Consider the following 14,096-nt stretch of genomic DNA (forward strand, 5'->3'; position numbering starts at 1 on the left):
CCCGGATCACGGCACGACCCGCACGTATGAATGACCTGAACGACCGGACGACGTCCATCACGGCCCTGCGCAACACGCTGGGCCGGGTGGGCGTCGATCCGTATCTGATGGCCATCCTGGCCACCGTCGGCCTCGCCGCGCTCCTCCCCGCGCGCGGACAGGCGGCACACGCCGTCTCAGACGCGACCGAGGTCGCGATCGGCCTGCTGTTCTTCCTCTACGGCGCGCGCCTCTCCCCGAAGGCCGCACTGGACGGGGCCAAGCAGTGGCGACTGCACCTGACCATCCTGCTGTCGACCTTCGCCCTCTTCCCGCTGCTGGGCCTCGCGGCGCAGTGGCTCACCACGCCGGTCCTGGGCGCGTCCCTGGCCAAGGGCGTGCTCTTCCTGACGCTGCTGCCGTCGACGGCCCAGTCGTCCATAGCCTTCACCTCGATCGCGGGCGGCAACGTCGCAGCGGCGGTCTGTGCGGCGTCGTTCAGCAGCCTGATCGGCATCGTGCTGACGCCGCTGCTGGCCGCGATCGTCCTCGGCGGCAGCGCACGGATCGACGCGGGCTCGGCGGTCGACCTGCTGTTGCAGCTGCTGTTGCCGTTCCTGCTGGGCCAGTTCTCACGCCGCTGGATCGCGGCGTGGATATCCCGTCACAAGCCCGCGTTGACGCTGGTCGACCGGGGCTCGATCCTGCTGGTCGTCTACAGCGCGTTCAGCGAGGGCATGGTCAGCGGCGTCTGGAGCAGCCTCTCCGTGATCAGGCTGGCGCTGCTGCTCGGCGTCTGCCTGGCCGTCCTCTTCGCGGTCCTGGGCGTCACCTCGGTGGCCGGCAAGCGGCTGGGCTTCGCCCGCGCGGACCGGATCGTGCTCATCTTCTGCGGCAGCAAGAAGAGCCTGGCGAGTGGGCTGCCGATGGCGGCGGTGCTGTTCCCGGCGTCGTCGGTGAGCGTGATGGTGCTGCCGCTGATGCTGTTCCACCAGGTGCAGTTGATGGCCTGTACGGTGATCGCCCGGCGCATGGCGTTGAGGAAGCCGGACAACAGCTAGTTGCACTATCAGGGGCGCGGGGAACTGCGCGAGCAACCACCCTGTGCGGATGGCCCTGCACGTTCGGCGGCCTACCACCCGGGGTGGCTCGTCGCGCAGTTCCCCGCGCCCCCAGACAGTGCAACTCCCCTCTTGCCCAAAGGAACCTCACCGCCTGCCGGAGGCTACCGGCACGGGCGCGCGCCGCTGGCCGGGAAAGCTGGCCGGCCTGCGCGGAGCGTCCTGCGGGGTGGGGTAGGTGCTCGGCGGAGCCATCGGCGCGACGTGGACCTGGACACCGCAGTCCGCGAGAGCGTCCAGCTCGCGGGCCGCCGGCTCACCCAGCGTGGCCTGCTCGTCGGTGACCAGATGCGTGATCGCCTCGCTCGGCACCGTCTGGAACATGGTGTCGTTGCCGAGCTTGCCGTGGTCCGCCAGGACCACCACCTCCGCCGCCGCGTTGACCAGCGCCCGGTCCACGGACGCCGACAGCATGTTGGTGGTCGACAGACCCCGCTCCGCGCTCAGCCCGCTGCCGGAGATGAACGCACGGGCGACCCGCAGCCCCTGCAGGGACTGCTCCGCGCCGCTGCCTACCAAGGCGTAGTTGGACCCGCGCAGCGTCCCGCCCGTCATCACCACCTCGACGCGGTTGGCATGGGCGAGCGCCTGGGCGACCAGGAGCGAGTTGGTGACGACGGTCAGACCGGGGACCCGGGCGAGGCGACGGGCCAGCTCCTGGGTGGTCGTGCCGGCGCCGACGACGATGGCGTCGCCCTCGGCGACCATGGTCGCGGCGAGGTCGGCGATGGCGCTCTTCTCGGCGGCGGCGAGATGCGTCTTCTGCGGGTATCCGGGCTCTCGGGAGAATCCGCCGGGGAGCACCGCGCCCCCGTGCCGGCGGTCGAGCAGGCCCTCGGCCTCCAAGGCGCGTACGTCTCGGCGTACGGTCACCTCTGAGGTCTGGACGACGCGGGCGAGCTCCCGGAGCGACACCGCTCCGTTTGCGCGCACCATTTCGAGGATCAACTGACGACGTTCTGCTGCGAACACGAAACAGACGGTAACGTGCACGACCGTTAGCTTTCAGGCGATTGCGCCTACTTGCTCAAAACGCCCGCAGCGGAGCGGCGCACACCTCTACACTGTGCGCCGCTCCGCTGCGGGTCCGCGCTCCCCTCACGCGCCGTCAGTTGTGCTGCCCGCTCCGCTTCCGGACGTGCAGCTGGCGCGCGGCCTCGGCGATGGAGCCGGAGACCGACGGGTAGACCGTGAACGCGTTGGCGACCTGCTCCACCGTCAGGTTGAGGTCGACGGCCAACGAAATCGGGTGGATCAGCTCGCTCGCGCGCGGCGCGACCACCGCGCCGCCGACCACGATGCCGGTGCCGGGACGGCAGAACAGCTTCACGAAACCGTCGCGGATGCCCTGCATCTTGGCGCGCGGGTTGCTGCGCAGCGGCAGCTTCACGCAGACGGCGTCCATCTTCCCGCACTCCACGTCCGCCGCGCTGTAACCGACGGTGGCGATCTCGGGGTCGGTGAAGACGTTGGAGGAGACGGTCTTCAGGTTCAGCGGCGCGACCGCGTCGCCGAGCGCGTGGTACATCGCGATCCGGCCCTGCATCGCCGCGACGGACGCCAGCGGCAGCACGCCGGTCACGTCACCGGCCGCGTAGACGCCGGGAGCGGAGGTACGGGAGACCCGGTCGACCTTGATGTGGCCGGAGTCGCTGGTCTTCACGCTCGCGGCTTCCAGGCCCAGGCCCTCGGAGTTGGGGATCGAGCCGACCGCCATCAGACAGTGCGAGCCGGTGATCACCCGGCCGTCGGCGAGGGTCACCTCGACCTTGTCGCCCACCCGGCGCGCGGACTCGGCGCGCGAGCGGCTCATCACGTTCATGCCGCGGCGGCGGAAGACGTCCTCCAGCACGGTCGCGGCATCCGGGTCCTCACCCGGCAGCACGCGGTCGCGGCTGGAGACCAGGGTGACCTTGGAGCCGAGCGCCTGGTACGCGCCGGCGAACTCGGCGCCGGTGACACCGGAACCGACCACGATGAGCTCCTCGGGAAGCTCCTCCAGGTTGTAGACCTGGGTCCAGGTCAGGATGCGCTCGCCGTCCGGGCGGGCGTCCGGCAGCTCGCGCGGGTGGGTACCGGTGGCGAGGAGCACGACGTCGGCGCGCAGTTCCTGGCTGCCTCCGTCGACCAGGTCCACGATGACCGCACGCGAACCGTCCAGCGCCTGGCCGCCCTCCAGACGGCCGTGGCCGCGCACCACGGTGACTCCGGCACGGGTGACGGACTGGGTGATGTCGTGCGACTGCGCGACGGCGAGCCGCTTGACGCGTCGGTTGACCTTGCCGAGGTCGACGCTGATGAAACGATCCGCCGGAGCCCCGCCGCTGGCGTCGTCACGGACGACGATGCCGAGTTCCTCGTACGAGCTGTCGAAGGTGGTCATCACCTCGGCAGTCGCGATCAGCGTCTTGGATGGCACACAGTCGGTCAGCACGGCGGCCCCGCCGAGGCCGTCGCGATCGACGATGGTCACCTCCGCGCCGAGTTGCGAGGCGACAAGCGCCGCCTCATAGCCGCCAGGTCCGCCACCGATGATCACAATCCGAGTCACGTGCCCCATTCTCCCGCACATTCATCCGGCAGTGACACACGCCTCGACCCGGCGTGGCCAGGCTCACGTACGCTATGCCGCATGACGCTCTATGCCGCGTACGCCAGCAACCTCGACGCGCGGCAGATGAGCCGCCGTGCGCCGCATTCGCCGCTCCGCGGCACGGGCTGGCTCGACGGCTGGCGGCTCACCTTCGGCGGCGAGCAGTTCGGCTGGGAAGGCTCGATCGCCACCGTCGTGGAGGACGAGAAGGAGCAGGTCTTTGTCGCCCTCTACGACATCGCCCCCATGGACGAACCGGGCCTCGACCGCTGGGAGGGCGTCCCGCTGGGCTTCTACCGCAAGCTGCGGGTGCGCGTGCACACCCTCGACGGGGACGTCACGGCGTGGACGTACATCCTCAACGACTACGAGGGCGGCCTGCCCAGCGCCCGCTACCTCGGCCTGATCGCCGACGCGGCGGAGAGCGCGGGCGCGCCCCACGACTACGTGATGGACGTCCGCAAGCGCCCCTGCTGACGCGCATGAGCAGGTGGGACGTTGCGAACGTCCCTCGCATCTCATCTGGAGGAAGCTCCAAAAGGACCCGCGACACGTCCACGCAAATGTCATCCTTTCGTGCTCTACGCGCGTAGGAGAAAACAGATATCCTCACTTGCGTGAACGCTTCCCCGCAGCCGGACGCCGGCACGAACCCCGTCAACCCGTACGATGCCGCGAAGGCCGCAGCCTCCCGGCTGCGCGAGTTGACCGGTGGGGTGGCGCACGACGTCGCCCTGGTGATGGGCTCCGGCTGGGTCCCCGCCGCTGACGAGCTGGGCGAGCCCGAGTTCGAGTTCCCCATCACCGAGCTGCCCGGCTTCCCGCCGCCCGCCGTCGCCGGGCACGCCGGCAAGATCCGGTCGATCAAGATCGGCGACAAGCGCGCCCTGGTCTTCCTCGGCCGCACCCACTACTACGAGGGCCACGGCGTCGCCGCCGTCGCCCACGGCGTACGCACCGCCGTCGCCGCCGGGTGCCGCACGGTCGTGCTGACCAACGGCTGCGGCGGTCTGCGTCAGGGCTTCCAGCCGGGTCAGCCCGTCCTGATCAGCGACCACATCAACCTGACCGGCGCGTCCCCGCTGCTCGGCGCCAACTTCGTGGACCTGACCGACCTCTACTCCGCCCGCCTGCGCGCGCTCTGCAAGGAGGTCGACCCCACCCTGGAGGAGGGCGTCTACGTCCAGTTCCGCGGCCCGCAGTACGAGACCCCGGCCGAGATCGCCATGGTCCGTGCCATCGGCGGCGACCTGGTCGGCATGTCGACGACGCTGGAGGCGATCGCCGCCCGCGACGCGGGCGCCGAGGTGCTCGGCCTCTCGCTGGTCACCAACCTGGCCGCGGGCATGACGGGCGAGCCGCTCAACCACGAGGAAGTTCTCGAAGCCGGTCGCACCTCGGCCACCCGGATGGGCGCGCTGCTCGGCAAGGTCCTCGAGCGGATCTGAGCCGCCGATCGGGCCCTCGTTCCGAGCCCCGTCAGCCCCCACGGGCAGACCACCCGCAACTCGCACAGCATGGCATCCGACGGTTTCCGCCCCGGGTGCCATGCTTTTTGTACGGCCGAATTCTCCACTCCACGCAACGGCAACAGGCAATGAGGACGTGACGCGATGACTGCCCATCAGGTCAACTCCGGCGACGATCTGCTCCACCGGGCCCGGACCTGGCTCGCGGAGGACCCCGACCCGGCCACCCGCGACGAACTCGCCGGTCTCCTCGCCGCCACCGAGGGGGGTCCGGACGAGGCGTGTACCGCCGCCTGGTCCGACCTGTCCGAACGCTTCAGCGGCACGCTGCAGTTCGGCACCGCCGGGCTGCGCGGCGAGATGGGCGCCGGACCGATGCGGATGAACCGCGCCGTGGTGATCCGCGCGGCGATGGGCCTGGCCGCGTACCTCAAGCAGCGGTCCGCCACCGGACTGGTCGTCGTCGGCTACGACGCCCGCCACAACTCCGACGTCTTCGCCCGCGACACCGCCGCTGTGATGGTCGCCCAGGGACTCAAGGCCGCGCTGCTGCCGGGTCCGCTGCCGACGCCGGTGCTCGCCTTCGCGGTCCGCCACTTCGGCGCGGCGGCCGGCGTCGCCGTCACGGCCAGCCACAACCCGCCGCGCGACAACGGCTACAAGGTGTACCTGGGCGGCGACTTCGGCGGCTCGCAGATCGTGCCCCCACACGACGCGGGCATCGCCGCGGAGATCGCCAAGGTCGGCTCGCTGGACGAGGTGCCGCTGGCGGTGGAGGGCTGGGAGGTGCTCAGCGAGGCCGACGTGCTGGAGCCGTACCTGGCCCGGGTCGCCTCCGTGGTGGACCCGCACGCGCCGCGCGACCTCTCCGTCGTCTACACGCCGATGCACGGCGTCGGCCGCGGCACGCTGCTGGCCGCGTTCGAGCGCGCCGGCTTCCCCGCGCCGACCGTGGTCGCCGCGCAGGGCGCCCCGGACCCGGAGTTCCCGACCGTCTCCTTCCCCAACCCGGAGGAGCCGGGCGCGATGGACCTCTCCTTCGCCGCCGCGGCCGAGCACCAGCCGGACCTGATCCTGGCCAACGACCCCGACGCGGACCGCCTCGCGGTCGCCGTCGCCGACCCGGACGCGGCCGACGGCAGCGGCTGGCGGATGCTCCGGGGCGACGAGGTCGGCGCGCTGCTCGCCGCGCACCTCGTGTCCAAGCAGGCCAAGGGCACCTTCGCGACCACGATCGTCTCCTCCTCGCTGCTCGGCCGGATCGCCGAGGCGGCGGGCCTCGGCTACGAGGAGACCCTCACCGGCTTCAAGTGGCTCTCGCGCGTGGACGGTCTACGCTTCGGCTACGAGGAGGCGCTCGGCTATTGCGTCGACCCGGAGGCCGTCCGCGACAAGGACGGCGTCAGCGCGGCGCTGCTGATGGCCGAACTGGCCGCCACGCTCAAGTCCCAGGGCCGCACCCTGCAGGACCTCCTCGACGACCTGGCGGCCACCCACGGCCTGCACGCCACCGACCAGCTCTCGGTCCGCGTCGCCGACCTGCGCCTGATCGCCGACGCGATGGCCCGACTGCGTCAGCACCCGCCGACCGAACTGGCGGGCCTCCACGTCGACTCCGCGGAGGACCTGGAGGCGGGCTCGGACAAGCTCCCGCCCACCGACGGGCTCCGCTACCACCTGAGCGGCGAGGCCGTCCGCGGCGCACGGATCGTGGTCCGACCGTCCGGCACCGAGCCGAAGCTCAAGTGCTACCTGGAGGTCGTCGTCCCGGTCTCCTCCCGCGCCGAACTCGGTGCGGCACGCGAGCGCGCGACGGAGCTGCTGGCCCGCCTGAAGTCGGATCTGGCCACGGCCGCAGGGATCTGATCACCCGCCAGGTCAGCCACCAGGTCAGCCACCAGGGACTCTCTGCCATGCTGTCGGGGTGTCGATATCTGGTGTGGAACTGATCCCGGTCCCCGGCGTCCGCAACTTCCGCGACGCCGGGGACCTGCCGACGACGTCGGGCGCGCAGTTGGCGTCCGGCCTCCTCTACCGCTCGGGCTCCCTGCACGAGATCACCGAGGACGGCGCCCGCCACCTCGCCGAGCTGGGCCTGCGCACGGTGATCGACCTGCGCTCGCAGCCCGAACTCGACGTCTGGCCCGACCGCGCGCTCGGCGCGGACGTCGCCGTCCTCCACCTGCCGACCTTCCCGCCGCGCGAGGCCACCGCGGAGGAGATCGCCGCAGAGCGCGACAACGAGGAGCGGGACGCGGAGGCCGGACGCGAGTCCCTCGAAGGCCTCTACGCGTTCATGGCGGAGACGGCGGGCCCGGCGATCGCCCGGTCCCTGAGCGCGTTGGCACGCCCGGGCGCGCTGCCCGCGCTGCTCCACTGCGCGGTCGGCAAGGACCGCACGGGCATCACGGTGGCCACCCTCCAGTCCGCGCTGGGCGTCTCCGACGCGGAGATCCTCGACCACTATTTCGTCTCGAACTCCGCGCTGGGCCTCGACCAGGGGCCGGTCCTCTACGTCGACGAGTTCGGCGTGGAGCGGCGCAGCCGCGCGATCTCCCGCGACCTCCTCTCCGCGTTCTTCGCGCGCATGCGCGAACGCCACGGCGAGGCCCGCGCGTACGTGCGTGCGCACGGCGTGACGGACGCGGAACTGGCCGCGCTGGAAGCGGCGTTCCTCCTTACGCCCTGACGCGCTCCCACAGGCAGTTGCACGATCCGGGGCGCGGGGAACTGCGCTGCCGACAATGCAGGGCCGACCACTCTTGCTCCGACAGGCAGTTGCAGCACGCTGGGGGCGTGGGGAACTGCGCGACAAGCCACCCAACGCGGTAAGTCCCCGAACGCGCAGGGCCATCCGCACGGGGTGGTGTCTCGCGCAGTTCCCCACGCCCCCAGCGTGCTGCAACTTCCCCGGCCTGCAACAACCAGAACCGGTCACCCGTACCGAAAAGCGTCAGCCTGTCGCCAGGATGACGATCAGGGCGATGATCCCCACCGCCAGCGGAGCGACGATCGGCCAGGTCCAGGTCACCTTCACCTGACCCGTCACCGCGGCTGCGCCCTCGTCCGCGACCGCGCCGCGCTCCGCGCGGAACATCTCGGCGCGCTCGTTGAGCTCGACGACCGCCTTGTCCGCCCACGCCTGGGTCGGGCCGGTGTCCTCGGCCGGGCGGCCGAAGCCGCCGCCACGGGAATCGCGGCCCCCTCCGCCCATCAGACCGAAGCCGAGCCTGCCCGAGTCGCGGCGCGACGCGCCGCCCCCGGTGATCGAACGGTCGCCCGCGGCGAGCATCGCCTGCTTGTTGGCGCGCTTGCGCTGCCGCATCGAGACCGGGAGCGCCCACACGACGAACTTCCGTCCGCCCGCGCGCAGTTCGACCGAGAGCGCGGCGGTCAGCGACTCGACCGTGCCCCACGGGGCGTCGATCGTCCGGAACGGGTTGCGGACCAGCAGCCGATTCTCCCCCGAGCGGACCTGCGGCCAGAGGGTGAACGCGGCGATCAGCGGGACCGCCGCCACCAGGACGGCGGCAGCCGTGATCGGGGCGCGGCCGGAGCCCTGCACCATCGCGTCGATGCTCAGCGAGATCAGCAGCGCCAGCAGGAACACGCCGCCCGCCACGCCCGAAACGGAGCGGTAGACCTTGTCGCTGTAGACAGGGACGTCGTCGTCGCTGCCGGAGGAGGTGGGCTTGTCGCCGCCCGGGGTGTCGCTCATGGTCACCGATTCTGCCCCAGGTTGGCGCCGACACCACGTGCAGTGGGGTTTCGGTATGGCATCGGGCGCAACGCGCGTCAAGCACCGAGACCCGACGCACTTCACACGGACGCCCCCCTGACGAAACGCTACGCGTGTAGATATGCTGCGCTGGTGAGTATGTCGTCATCCTCCCCCTCCGCCAGCGGATCGGCCTCCAGGAACAGCCTGGCCGAGATCGCCTCCTCCGAGGCGTCCCTGCGTCGCTTCCTGCACGGGCTGCCCGGCGTCGACGCCGTCGGCCTGCAGGCGCGCGCCGCCGGGCTCGGCACGCGGTCGATCAAGACCTCCGCCAAGGCCTACGCCATCGATCTGGCCATCTCCATGATCGATCTGACCACGCTGGAGGGTGCCGACACCCCTGGCAAGGTCCGGTCGCTCTGCCAGAAGGCCCAATCCCCCGACCCCGGGAACCCGGACGTCCCGCACACCGCGGCCGTCTGCGTCTACCCGGACATGGTCCCCTTCGCCAAGGAGGCCCTCGGCGGCGCGCCGGTCAACGTCGCCGCCGTCGCCACCGCCTTCCCCTCCGGCCGGGCCGGGCTGCCGGTCAAGCTGGCCGACACCGCCGAGGCCGTCGCCGCCGGGGCCGACGAGATCGACATGGTCATCGACCGGGGAGCCTTCCTCTCCGGCCGGTATTCGGAGGTCTTCGAGACCATCACCGAGATCAAGAAGGCCTGCGAGCGCCCGGACGGGACTTCCGCCCACCTCAAGGTGATCTTCGAGACCGGCGAGCTGGTCACCTACGACAACATCCGCCGCGCCTCCTGGCTGGCGATGCTGGCGGGCGCCCACTTCATCAAGACCTCCACCGGCAAGGTCGCCGTCAACGCGACCCCGGCCAACACCCTCGTACTGATGGAGGCCGTACGCGACTTCCGCGAGGCCACCGGCGTGCAGGTGGGTGTGAAGCCGGCCGGGGGTATCCGCACCACCAAGGACGCCATGAAGTACCTGGTCATGGTGAACGAGATCCTCGGTGACGACTGGCTGAGCCCGGACTGGTTCCGGTTCGGCGCCTCCAGCCTGCTGAACGACCTGCTCATGCAGCGGCAGAAGCTCTCCACGGGCCGTTACTCCGGTCCCGACTACGTGACGGTGGACTGATCACCATGGCACTGTTCGAGTACGCCCCCGCGCCCGAGTCGCGCGCCGCCGCGGGTGACATCGCCTCGACGTACGGGCACTTCATCGACGGCGGGTTCGTCGACTCCACCGGCTCCGAGGCGCTGAAGACCGTCGACCCCTCCACCGAGGAGGTCCTCGCCGAGTTCGCGCAGGGCACCGAGGCCGACGTGGACCGGGCGGTCGCCGCCGCCCGCAGGGCCTTCACCTCCTGGTCCGCCCTGCCGGGCGGCGAGCGCGGCAAGTTCCTGTTCCGCATCGCCCGGATCATCCAGGAGCGCTCCCGCGAGCTGGCCGTGCTCGAGTCGATCGACAACGGCAAGCCGATCAAGGAGACCCGCGACGTCGACCTGCCGCTGGTCGCCGCGCACTTCTTCTACTACGCGGGCTGGGCCGACAAGCTGGAGTTCGCCGGCTACGGTGCCGACCCGCGCCCGGTGGGCGTGGCCGCCCAGGTCATCCCGTGGAACTTCCCGCTGCTGATGCTGGCCTGGAAGATCGCCCCGGCGCTCGCCACCGGCAACACGGTCGTCCTCAAGCCCGCCGAGACCACCCCGCTGACCGCCCTGCGCTTCGCGGAGATCTGCCGTCAGGCGGGCCTGCCCAAGGGCGTCGTCAACATCGTCACCGGCGACGGCCGCACCGGCGCCGCGCTGACCGCGCACCCGGACGTCGACAAGGTCGCCTTCACCGGCTCGACCGAGGTCGGCCGCGCCATCGCCCGCACGCTGGCCGGCACCCGCAAGAAGCTCTCGCTGGAGCTGGGCGGCAAGGCGGCCAACATCGTCTTCGACGACGCGCCGATCGACCAGGCGGTCGAGGGCATCGTCGACGGCATCTTCTTCAACCAGGGCCACGTCTGCTGCGCGGGCTCGCGGCTGCTGGTCCAGGAGTCGGTCCACGACGAGGTGCTCGACGCCCTCAAGCGCCGGATGTCGACGCTGCGCGTCGGCGACCCGCTGGACAAGAACACCGACATCGGCGCGATCAACTCCGCCGCGCAGCTTGCGCGGATCCAGGAGCTGACCGCGGCGGGCGAGGCGGAGGGCGCCGAGCGCTGGTCCCCGGCGTGCGAACTGCCCTCCTCCGGCTACTGGTTCGCGCCGACGGTCTTCAGCAACGTCTCCGCCACCCACCGGATCGCCCGCGAGGAGATCTTCGGCCCGGTCCTGTCCGTGCTGACCTTCCGCACGCCGGAGGAGGCCGTCGCCAAGGCCAACAACACCCCGTACGGGCTGTCGGCCGGCATCTGGACCGAGAAGGGCTCGCGCATCCTGTGGATGGCGAGCAAGCTGCGGGCCGGTGTGGTGTGGTCCAACACCTTCAACAAGTTCGACCCGACCTCGCCCTTCGGCGGCTACAAGGAGTCGGGCTACGGCCGCGAAGGCGGTCGCCACGGTCTGGAGGCCTACCTCGATGTCTGAGCCCACGACGGCACTCCGCCTTGACGTCTACAAGACTTACAAGCTCTTCGTCGGCGGCAAGTTCCCGCGCTCCGAGAGCGGACGGGTGTACGAGGTGACCGACCGCAAGACCGGCGAGTGGCTCGCCAACGCCCCCCAGGGCACCCGCAAGGACACCCGCGACGCGGTCTCCGCCGCGCGCAAGGCCTTCGGCGGCTGGTCGGGCGCGACCGCGTACAACCGCGGCCAGATCCTCTACCGCGCCGCCGAGATGCTCCAGGGCCGCCGCGAGCAGTACACCGCGGAGGTCGCGGTGTCGGAGGGCCTGAGCGCGAAGAAGGCCGCGCCGCTGGTCGACGCCGCCGTCGACCGCCTGGTCTGGTACGCGGGCTGGACCGACAAGGTCGCCCAGATCGTCGGCAACGCCAACCCGGTCGCCGGTCCGTACTTCAACCTGTCCACCCCGGAGCCGACGGGCGTCGTCGGCGTCGTCGCTCCGCAGGGCGGCAACGGCTTCTCGCTGTTGGGCCTCGTCTCGGTGCTGGCCCCGGTCATCGCCACAGGCAACACCGCGGTCGTGGCGCTGGCCCCGAACGCACCGCTGCCGGGTCTCTCGCTGGGCGAGGTGCTGGCCACCTCCGACCTGCCGGGCGGCGTGGTCAACCTGATCTCCGGCCGCACCGAGGACATCGCCCCGACGCTGGCCTCCCACGCCGACGTCAACGCGCTCGAACTGGCGGGCGTCGTCGCGGACGAGGGCCCGGCCTCGGCCAGGGAGCTGGAGGTCGCGGCGGCGGACACGCTCAAGCGGATCCTGCGCCCGGCGGACGCCTCGTTCGACTGGACGACGGCCCCCGGGACGGATCGGCTGCTGACCTTCCTGGAGACCAAGACGGTCTGGCACCCGATGGGGATGTGACCCTCCCCACACTGACGCGGGCACGTGCTCTCTCGCCGTGAGCACGTGCCCGCTCTTTCGTGCCCGCTTCTTTATCTGCGGATGTCACACTGGTGTCCCGTGGCTACCTCTTCCGTGAACCCTTCTCCGGCCCGCGTCATCCTGCTCTGCGGCCCGTCCGGTTCCGGCAAGTCCACGCTGGCCGAGCGCGCCGGTCTCCCGGTGCTCCAGCTCGACGACTTCTACAAGGACGGCGACGACCCGACCCTGCCCCGGCTCCATGACGACAGCGTCGACTGGGACGACCCGCGGTCCTGGCACTTCGACCAGGCGGTCGCGGCGATCCGCGCGCTGTGCGGGACCGGCACGACCGAGGTCCCCGTCTACTCGATCCCGGCGAACGGCCGCGTCGACGCGCGCACGCTGACGATCGACTCTCCTGTCTTCCTCGCCGAGGGCATCTTCGCCGCGGAGATCGTCCGCGCCTGCGAGGCGGAGGGGCTGCTCGCCGACGCGATCTGCCTGCGCAACCACGCGCTGACCACGGCGTACCGCCGCTTCCTCCGCGACGTCCGCGAGGCGCGGAAGTCCGTCCCGTACCTGCTCCGTCGCGGTTACCGCCTGATGCGCGCGGAGCGCGCGGTCGTCACGCGGCAGAAGGATCTCGGCGCGGTTCCGTGCAACGGCCGCGAGGCGCTGCAGCGCGTCAGCGCCAGGGAGCGCGAGGCGCTACCGGTCCAGCCCACGGCGGCGTAGGACGCAGCCGCGCAGGACAAAGCCGCGTGGGGCAAAGCCGTAGGACACAGAAAGCCCGGCACACGGCAAAAGGCCTGGACCTGGCGTCCCCCAACGCCGATTCCAGGCCTTTTGCCGCTGCGGGCTACCCCCGTACCCGCAGCACCCCCCCTCAGAAAAGCTCTCTCAGGCGACCAGCTCGCCGAAGGCGTGGCCCAGGTCACCGTCTGCGGCGGCCAGGCTCTCGTCCTCGCGGAGGCGACGCAGCGCGCGCCAGATGCTGCTCTTGACCGTGCCGACGCTGATCCCCAGCACGTCGGCGATCTCCGGGTCCGTCTTGCCCTCGTAGTACCGCAGGACCAGCATGGTGCGCTGGTTCTCCGGCAGCTTCGCCAGCGCCTGCCACAGCACGGCGCGGAGCTCGGTGCCGCCCATCGCGTCGGTGTCGGCGAAGCCCGCGGGCTCCGGCATCTCCTCGGTCGGGTACTCGTTGACCTTGCGCCGGCGCCAGGCCGAGATGTGCAGGTTGGTCATGGTGCGGCGCATGTAGCCGCCGACCGCGGCCTTGTCGGAGATCCGGTCCCAGGCCCGGTAGGTGCTGAAGAGCGCGCTCTGCAGCAGGTCCTCGGCGGCGAAGCGGTCACCGGTCAGGTGGTAGGCCGTCGCGTAGAGGGAGGCTCGGCGCTCCTGCACGTAGGCGGTGAACTCGTCGGTGCGGCTGGAGGCCGCTTCGAACGGGTCGGTGTGACCCGTGGAACCGTTCGCGGCTCCCTGGCGTCCGACACCAGGAACAGAGCGGAGCGCGTACAGCGGCTGAGGCAGGGTCGCGGCGGCCTTGTCGGCGTGGGCCTCGATGACTGCGTTCATCGTGTGCTCCCTCGGTGTCCAGTGGTGCGTCCGTTGCGGTGTCGGGCCCCCGGTGTTCCTCCCGACACCGAAAATCCTGCCAAGGGGTCGTCATCGCGCTGTCCGCCGACTGTCACAGGCGTGCAACAGAGCACGGGTCGAAGGTC

13 protein-coding genes are annotated in these 14,096 nt (G+C 71.0%); 9 read left to right on the plus strand and 4 right to left on the minus strand.

The annotated features are described in order from the left end of the window. Positions 1–26: 26 nt before the first annotated feature. Complete coding sequence (locus ABH940_RS31825) at positions 27–1,040, plus strand: bile acid:sodium symporter family protein (protein WP_370106862.1); 1,014 nt, start codon at positions 27–29, stop codon at positions 1,038–1,040. A 147-nt stretch (positions 1,041–1,187) separates the two neighbouring features. Here ABH940_RS31825 and ABH940_RS31830 read toward each other — a convergent pair whose 3' ends face one another. Both ABH940_RS31830 and ABH940_RS31835 read right to left on the minus strand, forming a co-directional pair. Continuing rightward, positions 1,188–2,036 carry a DeoR/GlpR family DNA-binding transcription regulator gene (locus ABH940_RS31830; RefSeq protein ID WP_236047862.1) on the minus strand — a complete coding sequence of 283 codons (849 nt, stop codon included), beginning with the start codon at positions 2,034–2,036 and terminating at the stop codon, positions 1,188–1,190. Positions 2,037–2,208: 172 nt separating this feature from the next. Beyond that, complete coding sequence (locus ABH940_RS31835; protein WP_370070902.1) at positions 2,209–3,660, minus strand: NAD(P)H-quinone dehydrogenase; 1,452 nt, start codon at positions 3,658–3,660, stop codon at positions 2,209–2,211. A gap of 72 nt (positions 3,661–3,732) precedes the next feature. Between ABH940_RS31835 and ABH940_RS31840 the strand changes: the two genes are divergently transcribed. From ABH940_RS31840 to ABH940_RS31855, 4 genes are all read left to right on the plus strand, one after another. Continuing rightward, a complete protein-coding gene (locus ABH940_RS31840; protein ID WP_370070904.1) occupies positions 3,733–4,170 on the plus strand; it encodes a gamma-glutamylcyclotransferase in 438 nt (145 codons plus the stop codon). 140 nt (positions 4,171–4,310) lie between these two features. After that, positions 4,311–5,141 (plus strand): purine-nucleoside phosphorylase, encoded by an 831-nt coding sequence (locus tag ABH940_RS31845; RefSeq protein WP_370070906.1) that lies wholly within the window; start codon positions 4,311–4,313, stop codon positions 5,139–5,141. Positions 5,142–5,306: 165 nt separating this feature from the next. Next, positions 5,307–7,028, plus strand: coding sequence for a phospho-sugar mutase (locus ABH940_RS31850; protein WP_370070908.1), 1,722 nt, complete (start codon positions 5,307–5,309; stop codon positions 7,026–7,028). Between the two features lie 58 nt (positions 7,029–7,086). Beyond that, on the plus strand, positions 7,087–7,851 hold the full coding sequence (locus ABH940_RS31855) for a tyrosine-protein phosphatase (RefSeq protein WP_370106863.1): 765 nt from the start codon (positions 7,087–7,089) through the stop codon (positions 7,849–7,851). A 264-nt stretch (positions 7,852–8,115) separates the two neighbouring features. On the opposite strand, the gene ABH940_RS31860 is transcribed toward ABH940_RS31855, so the two are convergent. Next, positions 8,116–8,880, minus strand: a complete 765-nt coding sequence (locus ABH940_RS31860) for a PH domain-containing protein (protein ID WP_370106864.1) — start codon at positions 8,878–8,880, stop codon at positions 8,116–8,118. 159 nt (positions 8,881–9,039) lie between these two features. On the opposite strand from ABH940_RS31860, the gene deoC reads away from it, so the two are divergent. From deoC to ABH940_RS31880, 4 genes are all read left to right on the plus strand, one after another. Beyond that, positions 9,040–10,029 (plus strand): deoxyribose-phosphate aldolase, encoded by a 990-nt coding sequence (deoC, locus tag ABH940_RS31865; protein WP_370071053.1) that lies wholly within the window; start codon positions 9,040–9,042, stop codon positions 10,027–10,029. Between the two features lie 5 nt (positions 10,030–10,034). Then, a complete protein-coding gene (locus ABH940_RS31870) occupies positions 10,035–11,471 on the plus strand; it encodes an aldehyde dehydrogenase family protein (protein ID WP_370070914.1) in 1,437 nt (478 codons plus the stop codon). Next, positions 11,464–12,369 (plus strand): aldehyde dehydrogenase family protein, encoded by a 906-nt coding sequence (locus tag ABH940_RS31875; RefSeq protein WP_370106865.1) that lies wholly within the window; start codon positions 11,464–11,466, stop codon positions 12,367–12,369. Before ABH940_RS31870 ends, ABH940_RS31875 begins: the two co-directional genes overlap by 8 nt. A 99-nt stretch (positions 12,370–12,468) precedes the next feature. After that, the gene (locus tag ABH940_RS31880) at positions 12,469–13,104 is read left to right on the plus strand and encodes a uridine kinase (protein WP_370106866.1); all 636 of its coding nucleotides are present in this window, start codon (positions 12,469–12,471) and stop codon (positions 13,102–13,104) included. Positions 13,105–13,269: 165 nt separating this feature from the next. On the opposite strand, the gene ABH940_RS31885 is transcribed toward ABH940_RS31880, so the two are convergent. Then, positions 13,270–13,950: a SigE family RNA polymerase sigma factor gene (locus tag ABH940_RS31885; RefSeq protein WP_370070920.1), complete on the minus strand. Its 681-nt coding sequence runs from the start codon at positions 13,948–13,950 to the stop codon at positions 13,270–13,272. Between the last annotated feature and the right edge of the window lie 146 nt (positions 13,951–14,096).

The sequence above is a fragment of the Streptacidiphilus sp. BW17 genome (genome assembly GCF_041262485.1).
Taxonomy (GTDB): domain Bacteria; phylum Actinomycetota; class Actinomycetes; order Streptomycetales; family Streptomycetaceae; genus Streptacidiphilus.